Source organism: Alkaliphilus crotonatoxidans, assembly GCF_054658015.1.
In genome coordinates this window covers 541351-563030 of record NZ_BAAHXS010000006.1, presented here as the reverse complement: position 1 = coordinate 563030, position 21680 = coordinate 541351, and the positions used below count along the sequence as shown (strand labels likewise).

General features: G+C 39.5%; 20 protein-coding genes. 6 read left to right on the top strand and 14 right to left on the bottom strand.

Going from position 1 to position 21680, the window contains the following annotated elements; translation table 11 throughout:
* Window positions 1-82: 82 nt before the first annotated feature.
* From ACYQ1I_RS14720 to ACYQ1I_RS14710, 3 genes are read right to left on the bottom strand one after another with little or no spacing between them, the layout of a single operon-like run.
* A complete protein-coding gene (locus ACYQ1I_RS14720; protein WP_459766630.1) occupies window positions 83-730 on the bottom strand; it encodes an ABC-2 transporter permease in 648 nt (215 codons plus the stop codon).
* Entirely contained in the window at window positions 727-1587 is an 861-nt protein-coding gene (locus ACYQ1I_RS14715) for an ABC transporter ATP-binding protein (protein ID WP_459766628.1), read from the bottom strand. The genes ACYQ1I_RS14720 and ACYQ1I_RS14715 overlap by 4 nt, the downstream gene beginning before the upstream one ends.
* Window positions 1588-1589: 2 nt before the next feature.
* Window positions 1590-1964 (bottom strand): GntR family transcriptional regulator, encoded by a 375-nt coding sequence (locus ACYQ1I_RS14710; protein WP_459766626.1) that lies wholly within the window; start codon window positions 1962-1964, stop codon window positions 1590-1592.
* Between the two features lie 453 nt (window positions 1965-2417).
* Here ACYQ1I_RS14710 and ACYQ1I_RS14705 point away from each other — a divergent pair, with 453 nt between their 5' ends.
* On the top strand, window positions 2418-2936 hold the full coding sequence (locus ACYQ1I_RS14705; protein WP_459766624.1) for a hypothetical protein: 519 nt from the start codon (window positions 2418-2420) through the stop codon (window positions 2934-2936).
* A gap of 235 nt (window positions 2937-3171) precedes the next feature.
* Here the strand turns inward: ACYQ1I_RS14705 and ACYQ1I_RS14700 are convergent, their stop codons facing one another.
* Both ACYQ1I_RS14700 and ACYQ1I_RS14695 read right to left on the bottom strand, forming a co-directional pair.
* The gene (locus ACYQ1I_RS14700) at window positions 3172-3885 is read right to left on the bottom strand and encodes an NAD-dependent protein deacylase (protein WP_459766622.1); all 714 of its coding nucleotides are present in this window, start codon (window positions 3883-3885) and stop codon (window positions 3172-3174) included.
* A gap of 48 nt (window positions 3886-3933) precedes the next feature.
* Window positions 3934-4248, bottom strand: coding sequence for a winged helix-turn-helix transcriptional regulator (locus ACYQ1I_RS14695; protein WP_459766620.1), 315 nt, complete (start codon window positions 4246-4248; stop codon window positions 3934-3936).
* Between the two features lie 123 nt (window positions 4249-4371).
* Here ACYQ1I_RS14695 and ACYQ1I_RS14690 point away from each other — a divergent pair, with 123 nt between their 5' ends.
* Window positions 4372-4926, top strand: coding sequence for a nitroreductase family protein (locus ACYQ1I_RS14690; protein WP_459766618.1), 555 nt, complete (start codon window positions 4372-4374; stop codon window positions 4924-4926).
* Between the two features lie 155 nt (window positions 4927-5081).
* Here the strand turns inward: ACYQ1I_RS14690 and ACYQ1I_RS14685 are convergent, their stop codons facing one another.
* The 3 genes from ACYQ1I_RS14685 to ACYQ1I_RS14675 form a co-directional block, all read right to left on the bottom strand.
* Complete coding sequence (locus ACYQ1I_RS14685) at window positions 5082-5825, bottom strand: ABC transporter permease (RefSeq protein WP_459766616.1); 744 nt, start codon at window positions 5823-5825, stop codon at window positions 5082-5084.
* Window positions 5800-6546 (bottom strand): ABC transporter ATP-binding protein, encoded by a 747-nt coding sequence (locus tag ACYQ1I_RS14680; protein WP_459766614.1) that lies wholly within the window; start codon window positions 6544-6546, stop codon window positions 5800-5802. Before ACYQ1I_RS14680 ends, ACYQ1I_RS14685 begins: the two co-directional genes overlap by 26 nt.
* An 83-nt stretch (window positions 6547-6629) precedes the next feature.
* Window positions 6630-7370: a MerR family transcriptional regulator gene (locus ACYQ1I_RS14675; protein WP_459766612.1), complete on the bottom strand. Its 741-nt coding sequence runs from the start codon at window positions 7368-7370 to the stop codon at window positions 6630-6632.
* A 181-nt stretch (window positions 7371-7551) separates the two neighbouring features.
* Here ACYQ1I_RS14675 and ACYQ1I_RS14670 point away from each other — a divergent pair, with 181 nt between their 5' ends.
* Window positions 7552-8184 carry an undecaprenyl diphosphate synthase family protein gene (locus ACYQ1I_RS14670; protein WP_459766610.1) on the top strand — a complete coding sequence of 211 codons (633 nt, stop codon included), beginning with the start codon at window positions 7552-7554 and terminating at the stop codon, window positions 8182-8184.
* 89 nt (window positions 8185-8273) lie between these two features.
* On the opposite strand, the gene ACYQ1I_RS14665 is transcribed toward ACYQ1I_RS14670, so the two are convergent.
* The 3 genes from ACYQ1I_RS14665 to ACYQ1I_RS14655 form a co-directional block, all read right to left on the bottom strand.
* Entirely contained in the window at window positions 8274-8891 is a 618-nt protein-coding gene (locus tag ACYQ1I_RS14665; RefSeq protein WP_459766608.1) for a BsuPI-related putative proteinase inhibitor, read from the bottom strand.
* A gap of 179 nt (window positions 8892-9070) precedes the next feature.
* A complete protein-coding gene (locus tag ACYQ1I_RS14660; protein ID WP_459766606.1) occupies window positions 9071-13375 on the bottom strand; it encodes an acyl-CoA dehydratase activase-related protein in 4305 nt (1434 codons plus the stop codon).
* Between the two features lie 88 nt (window positions 13376-13463).
* Entirely contained in the window at window positions 13464-14090 is a 627-nt protein-coding gene (locus tag ACYQ1I_RS14655) for a TetR/AcrR family transcriptional regulator (RefSeq protein WP_459766604.1), read from the bottom strand.
* A 426-nt stretch (window positions 14091-14516) separates the two neighbouring features.
* On the opposite strand from ACYQ1I_RS14655, the gene ACYQ1I_RS14650 reads away from it, so the two are divergent.
* Window positions 14517-15395, top strand: coding sequence for a DegV family protein (locus ACYQ1I_RS14650; RefSeq protein WP_459766603.1), 879 nt, complete (start codon window positions 14517-14519; stop codon window positions 15393-15395).
* 31 nt (window positions 15396-15426) lie between these two features.
* Here ACYQ1I_RS14650 and ACYQ1I_RS14645 read toward each other — a convergent pair whose 3' ends face one another.
* Both ACYQ1I_RS14645 and ACYQ1I_RS14640 read right to left on the bottom strand, forming a co-directional pair.
* Window positions 15427-16755: an aspartate kinase gene (locus ACYQ1I_RS14645; RefSeq protein WP_459766601.1), complete on the bottom strand. Its 1329-nt coding sequence runs from the start codon at window positions 16753-16755 to the stop codon at window positions 15427-15429.
* 237 nt (window positions 16756-16992) lie between these two features.
* On the bottom strand, window positions 16993-18795 hold the full coding sequence (locus tag ACYQ1I_RS14640; protein ID WP_459766599.1) for a flavocytochrome c: 1803 nt from the start codon (window positions 18793-18795) through the stop codon (window positions 16993-16995).
* 243 nt (window positions 18796-19038) lie between these two features.
* Here ACYQ1I_RS14640 and ACYQ1I_RS14635 point away from each other — a divergent pair, with 243 nt between their 5' ends.
* Window positions 19039-19617 carry a TetR/AcrR family transcriptional regulator gene (locus ACYQ1I_RS14635; protein WP_459766597.1) on the top strand — a complete coding sequence of 193 codons (579 nt, stop codon included), beginning with the start codon at window positions 19039-19041 and terminating at the stop codon, window positions 19615-19617.
* A 158-nt stretch (window positions 19618-19775) separates the two neighbouring features.
* Here the strand turns inward: ACYQ1I_RS14635 and gloA are convergent, their stop codons facing one another.
* Window positions 19776-20153, bottom strand: a complete 378-nt coding sequence (gene gloA / locus ACYQ1I_RS14630; RefSeq protein WP_459766595.1) for a lactoylglutathione lyase — start codon at window positions 20151-20153, stop codon at window positions 19776-19778.
* Between the two features lie 303 nt (window positions 20154-20456).
* Between gloA and ACYQ1I_RS14625 the strand changes: the two genes are divergently transcribed.
* Window positions 20457-21584: a hypothetical protein gene (locus ACYQ1I_RS14625; RefSeq protein ID WP_459766593.1), complete on the top strand. Its 1128-nt coding sequence runs from the start codon at window positions 20457-20459 to the stop codon at window positions 21582-21584.
* Window positions 21585-21680 lie beyond the last annotated feature (96 nt).

Below are 21680 nucleotides of genomic sequence, written 5' to 3'. Positions count from 1 at the left end.
TTTCTAACATAATTTTCCCCTGTTTAGGGAGCAGAGAAACTCTCTCTGTTGCTTTTTTGCCCAGCTACTCTCTGCATTAGATTCACAATTCTTTTTTAGAAAAAATTTTAGTAGACACCCTCATTGAAATACCAAAGACCAACATACTTGCCAAGGCTAACACAATATTTTTGATTGTGGAAGATATTGCTGCCAAAGCCGAAATATCAATTGTGATGTTCGCAAAGAGATTGGCAAATACAACGGGCCCAAAAGATAATACAAAAATCATAATCATAAAAACGAATTTTGCCTTTACGGCTCCATACCTGACTTCAATAGGCATGTAGATACCATATAATAATACACTAAATAAAAGTACCATTAGAATAGTTGTTAAATCAAGAATGTTAGATTTGTCTATAACTAACATCACAAGGGTATGCACTATATAACAATATGCAAATATCAAAAGGGAAAATACATATTTAGCCTTTATAAATGCACTTCGAGTATACGGAGCAGTACACAATAATGCAGTAGCTTTGGGATATTTAGCTTCTTCCTGTGAAATAGCCTGTAATAACAAAAGTTCAGCCATAGCAACCATGTAAAGAAAAGGGAAAAAGCCCGAAAGCGAAGGAGCGCTAAACATAATAAATAAAGGAATTGCAATAACCACCAGCATTGTTACGATTACATATTTCTTTGCAATTAAAATATCCTTCTTCACTAAATTCCATAACATCATTTTCGCCCCCCTTCAATATAGGCCAACATAATATCCTCTATAGTCGGCCGTTCAACTAAAATATCCGGTATGATTTTTTGCACCCTTGAAAGTTTGTCTGTAACTCCGGTAAAGCCAAAATCAGTTAGTTGAATATTTAGGAACAACTCTTTATTCTCATTGTTAAGAGCCTTGTTATCACCCTTTATCACACGATAATTGTCAAGTAAAGTGTCCTTTTCTTGTTCAAGTAATGTCCTACCGCCATGTATGAGAATAAGCGTATCTGCAACCTTATCCAGGTCAGATGTAATATGAGTGGAAAAGAATACGCCTTTACCGCCCTTATTCATGTAATCGGTCATTATTTCTAAAAGCTGACTTCTAACCAAAGGGTCAAGTCCGCTTGTCGGTTCATCCATAATAAGTAGCTCAGTCTCATGGGACAAAGCAAGCGTCAGCGCAAATTTCATACGCATACCTTTTGACAGCGTTGCAATCTTTTGTCGTGGGTTAAGTGAAAACCTATCCATATATCTTTTATAATCTTTGTCGCTCCACCTTGAGTAGGCTGGAGCGATTATGCTTTTCATTTCATCCATTGTTAGCTCATCATAAAAATAGCCCTCGTCCAGAACGACACCAATGCGGTTTTTCAACTCCTGGGCATTACTTTCCAAGTCTTTCCCGAAAATTTTAATTGAACCGGAAGCTTTTTGCGTAAGGCCAAGAATTGTGCGTATAGTACTAGTCTTTCCTGCGCCGTTGACACCGATAAAGCCTGTAATACAACCCTCTGGCAAAGAAAAGCTAATATCGGTTAGTGAAAAACCTTCATAAGATTTATTTAACCCTGAAACTTCTAAAATATTGCCCATACTTAGTCCTCCTCGTATAAAATATCCATCATAGCATTTAGTTCTTCTTTTGTGATATTCAAGGTTTTTGCTGTATCAATCAATTCCTGCATTTTCTTTTCAACCATGTGTCGTTTGGATTCTCTCAAAAGTTCAACATTTCCCGTTGATACAAAGGTGCCAATGCCAACTTGACTTGTAGTAAAACCTTCCTGCTCCAATTCATCATAGACACGGCGAATTGTTAGGACACTTACTTTTATATCGTTGGCGAAACTTCGGATAGATGGCAAAGAGTCACCTTCTGCTAATTCACCTTTTAGAATAGTATCAATGATTTGTTCCTTTATCTGCTGATATAATGGTTTATCAGAAGAGTTGGAAATCAATATTTTCATTCACATAACCTTCCAATCGTATAGTGTGTATGTTTATAATACACAATATACACTAAATACACTTAATTGTCAATCGCGAATTAGAATTTTTTGTCGCAGGGATATAAGCTCCTACTGTGAAAAGTAGTGGATACAAATAATATGATATAAAAAAAGCCCCTATCTATAGGGGTTCCGGGTACTCTATACTTTCTTGAATTTTTGTGCGGAACGGCGAAGGCCACCAACTATAAACGCTATTGTTCTTTCACCTTAGAAAAAGAGGTGCGAAGGTAAGCTTTTTATTATTCCAAAGCTTCTTCACTGATCTTTTTAAGCTGGTTTATAATTTGAATTACATCTTCGCTAGGAAGATTTTTTTAGAAAGAAAGCTTGTTCCCTCAGATATTTTAGATGAATTATATAATTTTTCTCCAAGTGAAACTAACTGACTTAAGTTTTTAAAATCATCTTTTGAAAGCGTTTGTTTCTCAGATAATTTTTTTATATAGAGAGATAGATAATCAAAATCGTACCAGAATTCCACTGGATGACGGCACAGCCTTTCATTATACCCGCTCATGGGCCGATGAGCTTGTCGGTGGCGATGTACGAGACTATGCGGAAAGCCCGGAGAAGCTACAAGATCTTATCAATTTTTCTACAGCTGAAACACCTTCCTATAGTGTGGCAAAGCTGATAAATGGTGAGATCGTATCGGAGTACCCCCTTGAAACCGAGCAGCTTGCAGAAGCAATTATCATGGATGTTATGGTAAAGTCTGCCGCCTGGGAGGGCATTGATATTACCACCTTGAAGGAGTGCTATCTGATTCGTCAGATGTTTCCGAAGGCAAATGAAATCCATGAATATTATGCCTATTTACTGGAGGATGGCAGAGCAGTTTTGCAGTCCGGTACAGGCGGCCGGTATAGCATGCTATCACAGGAGCTTTATTTGGAACTGGTTGACCACTGTCGGCAGCCTTTATGAAAAAGGCAACCACTCAATCAGTCTCCAGTTTGCGGGGAACAATTGGTTATGTACTTTTCACTTAAATAAGGCTGAGCCGCTGCAGCATTCTATGTGAGGCAGCGGCTCTTACTTCGTCGTTTAGCAATTAATAAGCTTTAGAATTAAAATTTCAATTTCTTCTCTGAATTATATAAGAAAGGCCAATTTGTTCAAACATTTATTTACTATCCTTTCCTAAGATTACTTCTGCTCCTTAGCACTTGATCTTCCCCAAAACCTCTCCTATGGGCTCGTAAATTGCAAGGGCTGCCCTCTTGTCTGCAGAGGTTTTTGTTTTGTTGATTAATATTAGCTTGTCTCCTTGATAATAGTCAATTAATCCGGCAGCAGGATATACATTTAGAGATGTTCCCCCGATAATCAGTACATCTGCCCTGCTGATATATTCTACTGAACGACTGATTACCTTATCATTAAGCGGTTCTTCATACAATACAACATCAGGCTTTATAATATCGCCACAGATACAACAAGGTACTCCAATGACAGATTGAATATGAGTAAGGTCATATGATTTATTGCACGTCATACAATAATTTCGGTGAATACTTCCATGTAATTCCAGAACATTCCTGCTTCCGGCCGCCTGGTGAAGGCCGTCTATGTTCTGGGTTATAACCGCTTTTAATTTTCCCATTTGCTCAAGCTTTGCCAGGGTAAAATGAGCTTTATTGGGCTTGGCATGTAAAAATAACATTTTCTCTCTGTAGAATTTATAAAATTCTGTTGTGTGACTCATGAAAAAGGAATGACTTAAAATGGTTTCAGGAGGGAACTGATATCGTTGGTGATACAAGCCATCTACACTCCGAAAATCAGGAATTCCACTTTCGGTAGACACTCCTGCTCCTCCAAAAAACACAATATTCCGGCTTTCGTCAATGATCTGTTGTAGTTTTTCTTGCATATTCTCTGCTCCTTTGCATAGATTTTCTCCGTTTATATTTTTAAAATCCTATCCCTTTTTTTGCTTTCTTGCCTCAATCCCCCAGGTTGCCAACATTTCCAGAGACGGCCGTATCTGCTTTCCCAATTCTGTCAACGAGTATTCCACGCGCGGTGGAATTTCATTATACTGTTTTCTAATAACCACGCTGTCACCTTCTAATTCTTCAAGGGATTTCGCCAACATAAAGCTGGAGATCCCCGGCAGTTTTCTTTGCAGCTCATTAAAGCGTATCACATCCTGTTGGCCTAATTCCCACACAATGGGGAGTTTCCATTTACCATTCAAAACACTTAAAGCGTATTTTACAGGACAATCGTCCATGAGTTATCACCCTTTACTTATATTTTTATTACTTACCTATAATTTTTTGCGTACTTGAACTAATCTAAGTGTACTCATATCATTATAAATGAAAAATAGAAAAAGTAAAGGTGGTAATAGATCATGAACGTGTTAACAGCAATTGAAAAAAGAAAAAGTGTCCGTGCTTACAAGCCTGGAAAAGTGGAGCAGGAAAGATTGGATACCCTCGTTGAGGCAGCAAACAGCGCCCCAATCTTCGGAGAAATTCATATTACAGTAGTTGAAAACTCCTCTTTACTTAATGAAATCAACGATGCGGCTCTTAAGCAAATGAAAAATTCCGGCAATGACTTTCTGGTAAAGCGAGCATCAATGGAAGGGTACAATCCCCTATACGGTGCACCTGTTCTGATTCTTTTATCCGCACCGAATGGAAATGACAGCAACGGTTCAAACATGGCAAATGTCTCCTGTGCAGCGGAAAATATCCTGATTGCCGCAACTGAATTGGAACTTGGCTCATGCTATGTTATAGCACCCTTATTAGCGCTTTCTGATCATGATTTATTCCAAAGGATGAATATTCCACAAGGCTATGTTCCGCTTTGCGGCGTATTAGTCGGATATGCCGATGTTGCTAATACTGCTTTTACACATGAAAGACCAAAAAAAGAGAATGTGACTTACCTCCGTTAGCAGACCAGTTTCATTAACAATATTGCTCGTGTGGGCGGCCCTCCCTATATCAAAGTAGGTTTATAAAACAGAGGATATTAGAGTCAAGTCAATAGTTTAGCCTCTTCTCCAAAATAACCCGCATAACTGGTGGTTATGCGGGTTGTCTTCTGAAGCTACTCCCACTTAAAAAATTTGATAGAAACACCTATACAGATTACTGAAAGGGCAACCATTAGGATAAATGACAGGAAAACACCCTCTGTCGGCAATCCAAGGGAAGCGGCCTTTAGAATTTTGATCCCCTGTGTCAGTGGAAGAATATCAGCTATTCTTTGAAGTGCTGCGGGCATAATCTCATAGGGTAAAGTTGCACCCGAGAAAATCAGCATGGGGAAATACAGTAAACTGGCAACAACACCTACCATTTTTGTATTAGGAACAATACCGCCTACCATCATACCCATACTGAACATAGAGATCATTACTAAAAAATACCCCATCAGGAAGTGAAGCCAGGAGCCAGCCAATTGATAATTGAAGAAGATTGTTGCCGTCATATAAACAAGCGCCAGTGAAGCCAGGGCATAGATGGCATAGATCACCACCTGCACGATTAAAATCATGGCTGGAGTAACGGGAGTTACTTTAAAGCGTTTCAGTATTTTCTTACTGCGATAGTCTGATACGACTAAAGGAAGACCCATGACACCGCCTGCACAAATTGAGATTGTTGCAAGGGCACCGAAGGATTGCTGCAAAAAAGTATATTCCGCGCCCTCAAAGGCAGGCTTGTTTCCGTATATTATACCTAGAATGATCAAGACTACCAAGGGCATACAAATTGCAAAAATAAACATATCCATTCCCCTTAAGGATAATCTCAACTCAGTTTTAAGCATTGTCCGAAATGTTTTCATTATTATTACCCTCCTCCTTCGTAAACCAAAGATAAGCGTCCTCAAACTTATCGCATTGGCTTGCAGCAATTGCTTCATTAACAGTTCCATAAAACACAATTTTTCCTTTTTTCAATATGCAGATGGTGTCACACAGGGCTTCAATTTCATCCATATAATGGGAGGTTAAAAAAATCGTCAGTCCCCTTGCTTTCAAATTAGAAAGGCTTTTCCAAACATCACGCCTGGCTTTCGGGTCAAGCCCTGTTGTTAATTCATCTAAAAAAACCACCTCAGGGTTCGGAATAAGGGCAAGAACAATAAAAAGCCGTTGCTTTTGCCCTCCTGAAAGCTCACTGACAAAACTTTTACTTTTATCGGAAATCCCGAATTGCTTTAATAAGCTCTGATAATTAGTTGTCACCTTGTAAAGGGATTCAGTAACACTGCATAGCTCTTCTACGGTTATTTTTTCCTGATAATTTGCTTCCTGAAACTGGACTCCTACCCTTTCAAATAGTTTTTTTCTTGCCGTTAATGGATTCATTCCCAAAATGGATACAGTTCCCATGTCGGGTTTTTTTGTACCTAAAATACACTCTATTGTTGTACTTTTTCCGGCACCATTGGCACCGAGCAAACCAAATACCGTACCTCGTTTCACTGATATGCTCACATTTTCCACTGCGGGCAGCCCGTTATAAGATTTATATAGCTGCCCTACACTAATTACATCTTCCATGTGATTTCCTCCTTATCTCTTAGTATTTTCTACAAAAAAAGAATAGCACCAACAACAAGGTTGGTGTTAAAGTATAGGGTTTATTAGAATTTAGTTTTCATATCCTGAAGCATGCTTATCATTATCCTGGCATTGCCTTCTGCCTTCTTTAGGGAGCTTATTAATTGATCACATACAGAAATAATATTTTCATTTCCTTTAGGTGTATCAAGTACTTTTTTTATATTGGTCTTTGGATTCGTCGACAGTTCATTTAGCATACGCAAAATAGATTCAAGTGAATAATTTGCACATCGGAGTGCTCGAATAACTTTTAAACGACGAATATCATCGGATGTATAAATACGATAGCCATTCTCTTTACGTTTTATAGACAATAGACCGTTCATTTCCCAATTTCTGAGGGTATCCATTGAGATTTTCAGATATTGGGAAGCTTCTTTTCTTTTGAGCAACAGCATATCTTTTTGTGGTTCACTAGCTAGAAGCTCCTTCACTATTTCTATTGCCTCTTCTGAATTTTTTCTTTCTTGCTGCACTTGTAACAAATATTCATATGTAAGCTCAAGGGCACTATCGAAATCCCCCTTTGCAGATGTCTTAACCATTTCAACAATCTTTTTTCGCAAACCATTTTGCATTACTTCTATTTCAAAGGCTATACGGGCAAGCCTGAATTGTTCTATATGAAAATCCCTAAAATCCCGGTAACCATTTGCTTGACGTTCAGGCTTTGGAATAAGACCCAATTTCTCGTAAAGGCGAACCGTGTTCGGATGTATTCCAATTATTCTTGCGACCTCTGCTGTTTTATAACTATTCATTTTTTAACTCCCCCTATTTTTAATTATATAATAGTATTTCATTAAAGCCTGGTGTTATAGTGGAGTGTTTTAATTTATTTTTGTTAAAACTTACCCATGTATGAAAAATTTTCTCATAATTGGACAAAATATAAGATAGTTACTACATTTTAAGTTTAATTTAAAAAGGAGGCATCCAACGATGAAACCTTTTCGTCGAATACCTGCCCACATTGGTATTATACCTGATGGAAACAGAAGATGGGCTACAGAAAACGGTTATGAAAAAAGGGACGGCTATAAGCATGGTGTTTCGCCAGGCTTTCAGCTCTATGAAATGATGCTTGAATATGGAATCAAGGAGGCAACCTTCTACGGATTTACAAAGGATAACAATAAACGAGAATTAAGTCAGCGGGAAGCCTTTACCCGTGCATGTATCGAAGCTGTGGAGCTTCTCAGCGGTAGAGATGCAAATCTATTGGTTATTGGCAATACCGATTCCAAGGCCTTTCCCCCGGAGTTAAAAAAGTATGCCAATAAACGGGTATCCTTTGGCCGTGGGTTAATTAACATCAATTTTTTAGTAAATTACGACTGGGAATGGGACTTAAAAAATCTAATGAAGGGTAAAACCCTGGCCTCTGAAGAAATTCCTCGAATTGACTTAATCATCAGATGGGGAGGTCGAAGGCGTCTCAGCGGTTTTTTACCGGCTCAATCTGTCTATGCTGATTTTTATGTAATCGATGATTATTGGCCAAATTTTAATCAAGCCCACCTTCATGAAGCCTTAAATTGGTATCAAAATTGTGATGTAACCCTGGGGGGGTAATCCCTTATGAAACAGGGTTTTCATTGACGAAATCATCTATCTAAGTTCGATAGATGATTTTTTATTGTACTATGTTTATGGTATAGACTTTATTCAATTTCATAATAAATCGTCCTCTCTGCCATCAAATCGGCGGGATGGATCATACCACCTTTTTTATAATTGATGATCATCTTAACCGTAATGGTATATTTTCCAGAGGTAACGGGATTCCCTTCATCGTCCTGGTAATCCCATGGATATAAAAAGTTAATGACTTCTCCCGGCTGTAAGGTGACATCAATCAGGGCCTGAGTAAAGGCATAATGTTTTGAATAGCGATAGACCTCATTTCCAGCTTCATTATGAATAAAAATATCAAATTTTTGTCCTGAACTGAAATAAAGCTGTTGTTCCTCGCAAGAGATATTTTCAAAGAAAAAGTTAATCTTAATTACTTCATTTTCTTCCTCCAGCTCCATTGTTGTCTTAAAAAAGCCTTGGATTGCTTCTTTGGCTTTTTTACCTTCGAGCCCCCATTTTTCCATAAGCTCTGGGGTAAGCTCCACTGTCCGAGCTGGCTCTAGGGCAATGGCCTGGTCATCTACCTTAATGGACTCATCAAATACAGGGGTAATCTTCCTTTCTTGTTCCATACCGGGACTTACACCCAAGACAAGGCTTACAATCAAAACAAACCATTTCATCCAATCTTTCAAAGGCTCCACTTTCAAATTCCTCCTTCTGGAACTTTAGTATTTGATTAAATGATGAGATAAAGAACGGTTTTTCACAATTATACCATAATATTGAAGGGAAGTTAGAGTTACCTAGCAAGGAAATTTATCGCACAGATAAAAGGATGTAAAAAAATAAGGCGACATTCTGCCGCCTTATTTTTGTCTCTCTAATAAGCACCGATACTTTTACTTAGGGCCTCTTCAAAGACTTCGTCAGATGTTTGCTCTTCTGACGTATTCTGGGTATTGTTAAGATTTTCAAAGGCAGTCGAGAGCATTAGCTTGATTCGGTTTAACTGATTTACCTCACTGGCCCCTGGGTCATAATCGATGGCAACAATATTGGTGCCGGGGTAAACCCGTTTTAATTCCTTCATCATACCCTTTCCAGTCACATGATTGGGCAGGCATGCAAAGGGCTGCATACACACAATATTTTTGACGCCTCCTTCGATTAATTCCACCATTTCTCCAGTCAGGAACCAGCCTTCACCCGTTTGATTTCCCAGTGAAAGAACGGTGGCAGCCCCCTCGGCAATTTCATAGATGGACTTTACAGGGCTGAATCTGGTGCTTTGGGCAATGGTATCTCGATAAACCTTGCGATATAATTCAATAATTGAGATAATTGCCTTTGATGTCAGCATTGACTTTCTAGTACCCGCCAGATAACGGTAATTAAATTCTGAGTTCACAACACAATACAAGATGAAATCTGTTAAATCCGGTACAACTGCTTCTGCCCCTTCATCTTCAATAATTTGAATAATGTCGTTATTGGCCGTAGGATGGAACTTAACCAGAATTTCGCCCACCAGTCCCACTTTGGGCTTAACTTTATCGGTTATCTCAAACCTTTCAAAGTCATTTACTATCGCCCTGATATTATTTTTAAAGGTTTTCTTACTACCAGAGGCTAAGGAGCTTTTACAGATTTTCACCCATTTTTCATATAACTCGTCGGCAGAGCCCTTCACCTTCTCATAGGGTCTTACCCGATAAAGCACCCGCATTAGTAAATCGCCATAGACTAAGGCCATCATAGCCCGATCAAGCAGCTTCAATGTGATTTTAAAACCTGGATTTTTTTCCAATCCCAGGGCATTTAAGGATAGCACTGGCACATTGGAAAAACCTGCGTCTACCAGGGCCTTTCGCAGAAAGCCTATATAATTTGTGGCCCTGCAGCCCCCTCCGGTCTGACTAATCATAACGGTGGTATTGTTTATATCATATTTCCCCGACTTTAAGGCTTCAATTAATTGTCCCAGGGCAATAATAGCCGGATAGCAGGCATCATTATTCACGTATTTTAGTCCTTCCTCCACTGCCTTTTTATCCTTTGAAGGCAGCACAACTAAATTATAGCCAGCATTACGGAATGCCTCCTGCAAAAACTGAAAATGGATGGGCGACATTTCCGGCACCAAAATGGTGTGATTCTTCCTCATTTCCTTGGTAAAGGTAATTTTCTTATATTTATTTTCCTTGGGTTTAATTTTTACCAGCCCTTGCTTTTCCCGTTCCAAAACGGCTGCCTTCAGAGAACGGAGTCTGATTCTAACAGCTCCCAGATTGTTTCCCTCGTCGATTTTTAACACAGTGTATATTTTAGAATAAATATCCAGTATATCCTCCACCTGATCTGTTGTTACAGCATCCAGCCCACACCCAAAGGAGTTTAATTGAACCAGCTCCAACTGACCTTCCTTGGCTACAAAGCTGGCGGCTGCATAAAGCCTTGAATGATAGGCCCACTGGTCAACAACCCTAATGGGTCTGCTAACAGTTCCTAAATGGGCCACGGAATCCTCTGTTAAAACGGCCATTCCCAGGCTGTTAATCAGTTCCGGTATACCATGATTAATTTCAGGGTCAACATGGTAGGGCCTTCCTGCCAGCACAATTCCCTTTATACCCTTTTCTTTAATATATTGAAGGGTCTCTTCTCCCTTTTTCTCAATATCCCTTTTATAGCGTTCCTGTTCCTGCCATGCCTTTTCAACAGCCTGAAAGATTTCTTCCCTGCTAACCTGGAAGGCCTTTAGCTCTTCAAAGAGCCTTTCGGCCAGACGCCCTTTATGATGGAAGGGTAGAAAAGGCTTCAGCAAGGTAATATTCTGCTCCCTTAAGACATCAACATTGTTTTTAATTACCTCAGGATAAGAGGTTACAATAGGACAGTTATAATGATTGTCAGCCTGCTGCTGTTCCTTTTTCTCATGTATAATACATGGATAAAAGATGGTTTTAATCCCCTTTTCCACCAGACTCATAATATGACCATGAACTAGCTTTCCGGGATAACATACAGATTCAGACGGAATGGTTTCAATTCCCTTTTCATATACCGCCTTAGAGGACCTTTCTGAAAGCTCTACAGAAAAACCCAGTTCTGAAAAAAAGGTAAACCAGAAGGGGTAATTTTCGTACTGGTTCAATACCCGAGGAATTCCGATTTTTCCCCTTGCTGCTGCCTCTTCCTTGATAGGCTCATAGTCAAAGGTTCGTTTATATTTATAATCATACAAATTGGGAAGCTCCTGATGGGCCTTTGATTTCCCTGCCCCCCGTTCGCAGCGATTACCTGAAATAAATCTTTCACCGCTGCCAAAGCGATTTATGGTTAACAGACAATTGTTGGGGCATAGGCCACATCTGGTCATGGTGGTCTTTACCATAAGATTTTGAATTTCATCTTCCTTTAAAAGGGTGGTTTCATGGCCCACCTGGTATCTTTCCCTGGCAATGAGGGCAGCTCCAAAGGCCCCCATAATACCGGCTATATCCGGGCGGATAACCTCTTTACCAGATAAAAGCTCAAAGCTTCTAAGGGCGGCATCGTTGTAAAAGGTTCCTCCCTGTACTACTACCCTCTCTCCGATCTCCTGGGGGTTGCGTAATTTAATTACTTTAAACAGGGCATTCTTGATAACAGAGTAGGCCAGTCCCGCTGAAATTTCTCCTACGGAAGCCCCCTCTTTTTGTGATTGCTTAACCCTGGAATTCATAAACACAGTGCATCTCGAGCCCAAATCCACTGGCTTCTGGGCTAATAATGCCTCCCTGGCAAAGTCAGTAATCGGCATCCCCAGGGAATGGGCGAAGGTTTCCAGAAAAGAGCCGCATCCCGATGAACAAGCCTCATTCAAAAGAATACTATCGATGACCCCATTCTTAATGCGTAGGCATTTCATGTCCTGTCCGCCAATATCGAGAATAAAATCTACCCCTGGACAAAAGAACTCTGCTGCTTTATAGTGGGCTACCGTCTCAATTTCCCCTATATCTACCTTTAATCCGGTCTTCAACAATCCTTCTCCATAACCGGTGACGGCAGCATTCACCAGCTTAGCCCCTGGGGGCATTTGACCATATAACTCGGTTAAAACCCTCAGGGTAGACTTTAACGGACTTCCTTCGTTACTGCCATAAAAGGTATATAATACAGCGCCTTCTTCATCAATCAGAGCGGCTTTGGTGGTGGTGGAGCCTGCATCAATCCCTAAATAGCATTTACCTTCATAGCTTTCCAATTCTCTTCTTTTAACAGCATGACGCCGATGTCTTTCCTGAAATTCTTTGAGCTCCCCTTCATCCCTAAATAACGGGTCTAGCCGTTCTGATTCTTCAATAGATGTATTTCTTAAGGCTTCTAGCCTTTTTACCAGGCTGCTGAAGGATACGGGTTTTTCATTGACAGAGGCTAAGGCGGCACCAACGGCAATGAACAACTGGGAGTTTTCAGGAAAGATTACCTGATCTTCGCTTAATTCAAGGGTTTCAATAAAGCGCTTTCTTAACTCTGAAAGAAAATATAAGGGGCCCCCTAAAAAGGCTACATTTCCCTTAATTGGCTTGCCGCAGGCTAGTCCACTGATTGTCTGAATGACAACAGATTGAAATACTGATGCGGCAATGTCTTCTTTTGCAGCTCCTTCATTTAAGAGGGGTTGAACATCTGTCTTGGCAAACACACCGCATCTGGCAGCAATAGGATAAATTGTTTTATAGCCCTTGGCAAGCTCGTTTAAGCCCTGAGCATCGGTTTTAAGAAGTGTCGCCATTTGATCGATAAAGGAACCGGTTCCACCGGCACAGGTACCATTCATTCTCTGGTCTAGGCCACCGGTAAAGTAAGTAATCTTAGCATCTTCTCCACCCAATTCAATGGCCACATCGGTTTCAGGGTACATTTTTTGAATTGCCTTTGTTCCGGCTATCACTTCTTGAACAAAGCTTACATCTAAATTACTGGCAATGGAAATCCCCCCGGAGCCTGTTATGGTTAAGGTAATCTCCTGGCTCTTAAATTTTAAATAGGCTTCCATTAAAAGTGCTTCTACAGTTCTTTTTATGTCAGATAGGTGTCGTTGATATTTACTAAAAACAACATTCATATAATGATTCAACACAACAACCTTAACAGTTGTCGAACCAACATCTATACCAACATGTAATAATTGGCTCATATTTATTCCTCCATTATTGTTCACAATTCAACTAGTTTTTCAAAACATAATTTTAAAAATTTATTTGTCTTTTCCCTTACTATTTTTATTAGCCTCCCGATGCATTTATCACTTCTTCTTTACAGATACCCCTTGCTATTAAATTTAACTCAACCATATATATTTTTAAGGCTTCATCCATGGTCTTTTCCTGGGTAAAGCTATGAATGACATTATGAACTGTAACGACCATCATAATTCGCATAACGTAAATAAGCTCCTGATTTGTTGTGATACTTAGCCTTGACCAATCAACCAACTCATTCAATATTTCCTTTGATTCCTTCATAGAATTCGGGAAAAAAGCACATTGAATTTTATGATTCATATTGAGAAAGGCATTTTTCAAAAAAAATCGATTTTCATTTTCAATGAAACATTGGTATAAGTAAATGTAGGTTTCAATAAAGGCAGCCAGTAAATCACCTTTTTGATCCTTTAAATTCACCAACAACTGATGGTGAATATCCTTTACAAAATCATTTAAAACAAAAAAGAATAAATCTTCTTTATCATTAAAATATTGATAAAAGCTTCCCCGAGAAATTTCAGCATATCTAATAATATTTGAAATACAGGCTTCATGCAGCGGAGCCCTAGAAAATTCCTTTTTAGCAGCTTCAATCAGAACACTTTGCTTTAACTCCGGTAAATTAAAAAAGGTTTGTTTGGGCATTGCTGCTCCTCCAATCAAAAACGAAAATTAGGTATAATTAATTCTATGTGACACATTGTCATATGTCAATAGCCTTTCTATAGAGTTTTTGTAAATTTTGTATTTTCCTGTCTATCTGGCAAGAAGTCCTTCGATTTTTCTCGTTTTTTGCTGTCAACTATAATACGTTTTACAATGGCAAAAAGTCTATATAAAATTTAATAATTTTGTGCCTCATCCCATAGAAAAAAAAGTCTATCAATGTTATGATATTTAATAGATATTAATATAGACTAAAACCTTTTATTTTTTATCCAGTTCTCTTGTTATTAAAGGTCGATCATCCAATATTCCAGCCTCGCCCTCTTATACTGAATACTGGGCTTTAAGAAGACAAACACTCATTTTTCTGAAATACATAATACTCGGGCAAAAGGAGGACACACTTTGAATACCATTATACTGACCGATTCTTGCTGTGATTTAACACCAGACTTTGTAGAAGCAAACGTAGATTATATTGATATCATTGGAATGCCTGTCGAAATCGATGGTTTCCAATACTTTGATGACTTTGGAAAAACCTTATCCCATAACGATTTTTACCGTACCCTGAGGAATGGGGTTATCCCCTCAACATCTCAAATCAATGTCTTTCGTTTTGTTGAAAAATTTAAAAGTCTTTATAATGAGGGAAAAGCCATTCTATATTTAGGCTTTACATCAGGAATGAGTGGGACTTTTAATAATGCAGTGCTGGCTAAAGACCAATTTCTTGAAGATTGCCCAGGAGGAGAGATCACCATTGTTGACACCGCCTCGGCCTCCATTGGACAGGGGGTTTTGATTGTCAAGGCAGTGGAAATGCTAAGGGAAGGTAAAACTGCCCAGGAGATTGCAGCCTGGGTGGAATCCAACAAAATGAACACTAATCATTGGTTTGCAGTAGATGACCTTCATTATTTAAAAAAGGGAGGTCGTATTTCTGCCGTCACCGCCACCCTGGGAACAGCCCTCAATGTAAAGCCAATTTTAACTGTCGATACAGAGGGAAAACTGAAGACCTATACTAATGTAAGGGGTAGAAAAAAATCAATTAAATTTTTATTTGAGCGATTCCTTGAGCATATGAAGGAAGAAACCGATACGATTATCATTGGCCATGGCAATGCTCCAGAGGAGGCAGAGACCCTTCGATCCTATGTATTGCAGGAATGTAAGCCAAGGCAGCTGATTGTTTCAGAGTTGTCTGCAACCATTGCCTCCCATGTGGGGCCTAATATGCTGGCAATTGCCTTTCTTGGCGCCGGTCGTGAAGAAAAATAGAAACAGGGTGATTCAATGAATCACCCTGTTTCTATTTTTCAAACTCTCTGTATATGGCCCTAATACCATTTTCAAAATCACTATTTTCAACACCTACAATAATATTCATTTCACTGGAGCCCTGGGTAATCATCCTTACATTAATTTTTTCCCTGGCTAAGGCCCCAAAAACCCGTGCAGATATTCCCCTTGTACGAATCATTCCTCGCCCCACCACTGCAATGAGAGCCATATTGGGGTAAGCCGCCAGAGAATCGGGTTGACATTGTATTTCTATTTCCTTCATCACCTTTTCCAGCTTGTTTCCCAGCTCTGAATTGGCAATGACCAAAGACACCGTGTCAATACTTGAGGGCAGGTGTTCAGCCGAAATATCATTTTCCTCTATAATTGATAAAAGCCTGCGTAAAAACCCCTTTTCAGAGTTCATTAACATTTTTTCAATGGCAAGAACTGTAAAATCCTTTTTGCCAGCAATTCCTGTAATGGTTTGAGTATACTTGATCGGTGTTAAATCGTTGGTTATGATTGTACCGGCATCTTCAGGTGAATTGGTATTTTTAATTTGAATAGGTATTCCTTCTTTTTTAACCGGAAATATGGCCTCCTCATGAAGTACCGAGGCCCCCATATAAGACAGCTCTCGGAGTTCCTTGTAGGTGATCCTTTCAATATGCCTGGCCCCACTTATAATTCTTGGGTCTGCCACAAAAAATCCCGATACATCTGTCCAATTCTCATAAAGACTGGCTGAAACGCCACGGGCAATAACAGCACCGCTTACGTCTGAACCTCCCCTTGAAAAAACAACGATTTCTTCTGATTTTCCCTCAATTGAACCATAAAACCCTGGTATTACAGCCTTACTAACAGATTTTAATTTATCCTTGATCATCTGCTGCGTAATTTCCGGCTCAAACCTGCGTTGTCTATTAAAGACAACCAATTCTGATGCATCAACGAAATCATAGTTTAATAGGGAAGCCAGGATTAAACCACTTAAATATTCTCCCCGGCTGACGGTATAATCTAAAGAAGCGCCCGATAGAATTTGTTCTCTTATCTTATTTAAGGCTTCGTCAATTTCCAGTGATAAATTTAGTTCAAGACAAATATCCTTAAATCTTCTCTTGATGATTCCAAAGGGCTCCTCAATTGAGCTTCCCTGCAACCAATTTTGATAACATTGATATAAAAGGTCTGTCACTTTTTGATCTTTGCCCTGGCCCTTGCCCGGAGCAGAGGGAACAATATATCTTCTGTTTTTATTAGCCAGTATAATGTCCCTTACCTTTAAAATCTGATGGCTATCGGCCAGGGAGCTTCCCCCAAATTTTGCGACAACTATATCTTGATCCATTAATGATTCCCCCATGATCTATATTATGACTTTAAATTAAACCACCTGCTTTTGCATCGTATCCTTGTGCTTTATAGAAGTAAATATTACAATTTGTTAAAATATTTCTATCAATTTTATACTTTAACCAAGCCATTGTCAACATAAAAATGTAAAAATAGCAGAAAGAACCAGGGTTTGATCGAAAGGATCAAACCCTGGCTCTTCTATATATCAAATAAGGGGGAGGATAATTTGCTATTTTTTCAATGCAGCGCTTTCTCCTGCTATTCTGCCGAATACGGTAATATCTGCCAAGGCATTGCCGCCTAAACGATTACTACCATGAATTCCGCCAGTTACTTCACCCGCTGCGTATAATCCAGGAATCACCTTTCCATTGGTATCCAAAACCTGGGCACTGGTATTAATTTCAATTCCACCCATGGTATGGTGAACAGTAGGCTTCCTTGCTCCTGCATAGAAGGGTGCTGTATCGATTTTATCAGCAAATAGTGTTCTGCCAAAGGCATCGGGGCCGCCGGTTTCTACTGCCTGATTAAATTCTTCTACTGCCTTTACTAAATTGTCTGGATTCACACCAATTTGCTCTGCCAATTCCTCCAGGGTATCTCCCTTAAAGGCCCTTCCCTGCTCAATTAATTCATCTATGGTTTCATTAAAATTATTTTTTGTATCTCCTGTGGGGTAGGAATGTTTGTCAAGAATTACCCACATCAAAGCATCTTCCTGTTGGAACAGGGCACTGGTCATAACATCTCTTCTGGCCCCTTCGTCTACAAACCGCTTACCAGCTTTATTGACGAAGATTCTATTTTCAACCCCCTGCTCTATGTTCCCGCTGAGGCTTCCTGTTTGTGGATCTCCCATGGGTAATAGCTGAATATTTTCCAATCCAATTAAGCTGGCTCCTGCCTTTTCGGCCATTACAAGACCATCGCCGGTGGCTCCGGGATGATTGGTGGTTTTAATATTGGTTAAGGAAGGCCAATTTTTGTTGTATTGATCCCTCATGGCTACATTGGCCCCAAAGCCACCCGCTGCCATAACAACACCGTTATTGGCCTTTAAAACCACCTCACCATTTAATCCATTGGCCTTTACACCTACCACCCGGCCATCTTCAATAATTAGTTCTGTTGCTTCGGTATCAAGGAGTATTTCTACCCCTTCATTGGCTTCAATATAATTTACATAGGTATTAATAAAACCTGTTCCCAATGGATCTACGGGCTTATGGGACCTGGGCCACAGTGCCCCCAATACAGTAAACACTTCGTCCTTAAACTTCATTCCCAGCTCCTCTAGCCATTGTAGGGCCGGGTAGGCATTTTCCACAAAGGTTTCAATCAATTCAGGATTACCAAGCTTGTCTCCGCCTTCGTAGGTTTGAGTATAATGCTTATCGACGGAGTCTTCAATTCCCTGGGCTTTTTGCCTGTCTGGGTCTACAGCATTATAGGCGCCTCCTGAAAGAATCGTGTTCCCACCAAGTCTGGGCATTTTTTCAATTAATATAACTTCAGCACCATTTTGATGGGCCGATACTGCTGCTGCAAGGCCGGCTCCTCCACCACCTATCACAACTACATCGGTGGTATATTCTACAGCTTCACCCCTGGCTTCCTTGTTATCTTTTTTGATATTCAAGGCATCGATATCTGCCCCTGCCTCCTTAAGGGCCTCGGTAACAGCAGCAATAATGGCTTCGCTGGTTACTGTTGCTCCAGAAATTGCATCTACAGCAAGGGTTTGTCCATCTACAATGGCCTTAGGAATTCTTTCGATGGCAGGGTCTGAAATACTGGGGCTTTCATTGTGCTCAAGTATTTTAACCTCTTTAATGCTTGTATCGTCTACAGTTACCTCTACCTTTAAATCACCATTATGACCTGCAGCAGTGGCAGTATATGTACCTGCCTTAAACATCGCCTCTAGTTCAGTTTCTGCCGGCTTTGCCTGGCATGCCACCGTTAAAAGCACCATAAATACAGCCAGAACAAAGCAAATCATCCCTTTGAATTTTTTCTTAAGCTTCATTCCTTCTCCTCCTAGTCTACCTTTTTTCCAGTGAAACCAACTATAAATTGCCATAACCTCCCACTGTTATAATAAGGCTATAAATTTCATAGAATGGATTCACCGAATACCTTCATTCTAACTTGTGGTTAATATTTTGTCAACAATCATATTCAGAAATTGTCTATTTTAGGGGTAAAATTTTACTTTTGATTTTGAATTTAGTATAATTTATCTATTAAAAATTGTTGGGGGCGGAAATTAATGGAGAAGCTGACAAAGAGAAAATTGCAATCTTTGAATACCCAGCGTAAAATTTACCGTAAGGCGATAGAACTAATTGAAAAAAAGGGCTTTCATAATATCACGGTGGCAGAGATCTGCCGGGAGGCAGGGGTGTCTATCGGCTCCTTTTATAATTGCTTTCCTTCCAAAAATGCTATTCTGGATGAAATTTTTAAATTGGCCGACGACTATTTTATCGAGGTAGTAGCAAAAAAAATTCCTTCAGGTACCACTGTTGACAAAATAATAAGCTATTTCCATTACTATGGGGAATATAATGTGAGCCGGGGCATTGATTTTGTCAAGCAATTATACAATGTTCAAAATAATTTATTTATCACAAAAGGAAGACACATGCAGGCTGTATTGAAAAACATATTGGTTGAAGGTCAAAGTAAAAATGAAATCCCAACGGATATGTCAGCTGAAGAGATGGTGGATTATTTATTTATTGCAGTTCGGGGAGTCGTATATCATTGGTGTCTGAATAACGGCAGCTACGACCTGGTAGCCCACCTGGATTCCTACGTAGCTCGGTTGGTCAAATCAATTCTTTAACTTGAACAAATTCTTTTTTGAAAGATTAAGGAATAGCTTTGTTATAACCTAATATATGGAAAATCCCATCTTTAATCTAATTATTTTAAGTGAGAACTTCCCTATAAAAAAAGGATGATGCAGGTCAACACATCATCCTTATCTGTTCAATGAACCTATTAATTAGCCCGAATTACTTCGACATCATAACCATCTGGGTCAGTAACGAAATAATACCTTGGTGGGCTACCCGGCAAACCCATTAGCTTCGTCACCTTATATCCCATGGCCATATGTCTTTCTCGGGAAGCCTCAAGATCCTCAGCCTCTACTGCTATATGACTAAATCCATTTCCGATTTCATAGGGCTTTTCAGGGTTATAATTGTAGGTAAGCTCAATTTCATAATTACCAGAATCATCACTAAGGTAAACCAATGTAAATTTGTCCTCTGGAAAATCCTTTCTCCTTGTTTCCTTAAGGCCCAAGGCCTCCTGATAAAATTTCAAAGACTTTTCTAAATCCATTACCCGAATACAGGTATGTAATAACTTCATATCATCCCTCCTCTTGATAATTGTATCTTATATTATACCAAATTTTACTTATTTCAACCAGGGCATCTATCTTTATTTATTCAATGTTTTTCGATGTCAAACTTATAAATCCCATTATAATCAAATAATGGTAAAAAAGGTATGATTTCATATGAAATTCTATTGTATTTTAATTGATTGAAATGCTACGGAGTTTTATGAAATTAATTTAATAATAATAAGTGTTGTTATTTTTTTAACGCTATGGTATGATGTCTTTGTTGATGTTTATTTTTAATTATTTATTTATTAGGGGGGATTATTTTGAAAAAACTATTAATGATTTTATTAACAATCTGTTTAGTTTCAACAATGGTTATGGGCTGTACACCAAACAATACCTCAGCCCCAGAACAGGAACCCGAAGAGCAGGGGTCTACTACCACACCTGATGACGAAGTTAAAGGTGATGGAGCCGTTGCCCTGGGCCTGGGATCAGTTACATCAATTGGGAAATCTAAAGATTACAATGTTTCAGCAGATGGAAAGGAAACCCTAGCTGTAGGACAGGTAGACACCGTTATTGCAGCCGCTACCTTTGACAAGGACGGTAAAGTTGTGGCTGTTTCCTTTGACACAGCCCAAACCAAGGTGAATTTTGACAAGGACATGAAGGTAACTTCTGACAAGGCAGCAGAATACAAAACCAAGAAGGAACTGGGCGACGAATATGGTATGAAGGGTATTTCCGGCATTGGCAAGGAATGGTTCGAGCAAATCGAAGCCTTGGAAGATTGGATGGTTGGTAAAACCGTTGATGAAATTAAGGCCATGAAGGTAACAGCCCGGGATGAATCTCATCCTGCAGTACCCGATGTACCTGAATTAACCTCATCTGTAACCATTACCGTTCAAGATTACATTGCTGCTCTGGAAAAGGCCTCTCAAAATACCGTAGCAGTTGAGGGAGCCGCTAAGCTAGGCTTAGGTCACACTGTTTCTATTGGCAAGTCAAAGGATTACAGCCTTGTAGATGGTAAGGAAACCTTACCGATGGCCCAGGTAGATACCGTTATGGCTGCAACAGCCTTTGATGAAAATGGCGTTGTTGTCGGTACATTAATTGATAATGCTCAAATTAAGGTTAATTTCGATGCCGAAGGTAAAGTAACCTCTGACAAGGCAGCAGAATATAAAACTAAGAAGGAACTGGGCAACGAATATGGTATGAAGGGTGTTTCCGGTATTGGCAAGGAATGGTTCGAGCAAATCGAGGCCCTTGAAGACTGGATGGTTGGTAAAACCGCTGATGAAATTAAAGGCATGAAGGTAAAAGCTAAGGACGAATCTCATCCTGCAGTACCCGATGTAGCAGAATTAACTTCATCTGTAACCATTTCTGTTCAAGACTATATTGCAGCAGTTGCTGAGGCCTATACTAACGCTCAATAGTTCTATTGAACAAGGCGGAAAATCTCTAAAATAAAAATTTACTGATGAAAGCCCCTATATTTGTGGAGCAAGGATGGTAAAAAGCCTTGCAGTAAC

What these genes read in the sequence shown, in the direction of transcription:
- ACYQ1I_RS14720 (WP_459766630.1), bottom strand. Translation starts at nt 730, where the DNA reads ATGATGTTATGGAATTTAGTGAAGAAGGATATTTTAATTGCAAAGAAA.
- ACYQ1I_RS14715 (WP_459766628.1), bottom strand. Translation starts at nt 1,587, where the DNA reads ATGGGCAATATTTTAGAAGTTTCAGGGTTAAATAAATCTTATGAAGGT.
- ACYQ1I_RS14710 (WP_459766626.1), bottom strand. Translation starts at nt 1,964, where the DNA reads ATGAAAATATTGATTTCCAACTCTTCTGATAAACCATTATATCAGCAG.
- ACYQ1I_RS14700 (WP_459766622.1), bottom strand. Translation starts at nt 3,885, where the DNA reads ATGCAAGAAAAACTACAACAGATCATTGACGAAAGCCGGAATATTGTG.
- ACYQ1I_RS14695 (WP_459766620.1), bottom strand. Translation starts at nt 4,248, where the DNA reads ATGGACGATTGTCCTGTAAAATACGCTTTAAGTGTTTTGAATGGTAAA.
- ACYQ1I_RS14690 (WP_459766618.1), top strand. Translation starts at nt 4,372, where the DNA reads ATGAACGTGTTAACAGCAATTGAAAAAAGAAAAAGTGTCCGTGCTTAC.
- ACYQ1I_RS14685 (WP_459766616.1), bottom strand. Translation starts at nt 5,825, where the DNA reads ATGAAAACATTTCGGACAATGCTTAAAACTGAGTTGAGATTATCCTTA.
- ACYQ1I_RS14680 (WP_459766614.1), bottom strand. Translation starts at nt 6,546, where the DNA reads ATGGAAGATGTAATTAGTGTAGGGCAGCTATATAAATCTTATAACGGG.
- ACYQ1I_RS14675 (WP_459766612.1), bottom strand. Translation starts at nt 7,370, where the DNA reads ATGAATAGTTATAAAACAGCAGAGGTCGCAAGAATAATTGGAATACAT.
- ACYQ1I_RS14670 (WP_459766610.1), top strand. Translation starts at nt 7,552, where the DNA reads ATGAAACCTTTTCGTCGAATACCTGCCCACATTGGTATTATACCTGAT.
- ACYQ1I_RS14660 (WP_459766606.1), bottom strand. Translation starts at nt 13,375, where the DNA reads ATGAGCCAATTATTACATGTTGGTATAGATGTTGGTTCGACAACTGTT.
- ACYQ1I_RS14655 (WP_459766604.1), bottom strand. Translation starts at nt 14,090, where the DNA reads ATGCCCAAACAAACCTTTTTTAATTTACCGGAGTTAAAGCAAAGTGTT.
- ACYQ1I_RS14645 (WP_459766601.1), bottom strand. Translation starts at nt 16,755, where the DNA reads ATGGATCAAGATATAGTTGTCGCAAAATTTGGGGGAAGCTCCCTGGCC.
- ACYQ1I_RS14640 (WP_459766599.1), bottom strand. Translation starts at nt 18,795, where the DNA reads ATGAAGCTTAAGAAAAAATTCAAAGGGATGATTTGCTTTGTTCTGGCT.
- ACYQ1I_RS14635 (WP_459766597.1), top strand. Translation starts at nt 19,039, where the DNA reads ATGGAGAAGCTGACAAAGAGAAAATTGCAATCTTTGAATACCCAGCGT.
- gloA (WP_459766595.1), bottom strand. Translation starts at nt 20,153, where the DNA reads ATGAAGTTATTACATACCTGTATTCGGGTAATGGATTTAGAAAAGTCT.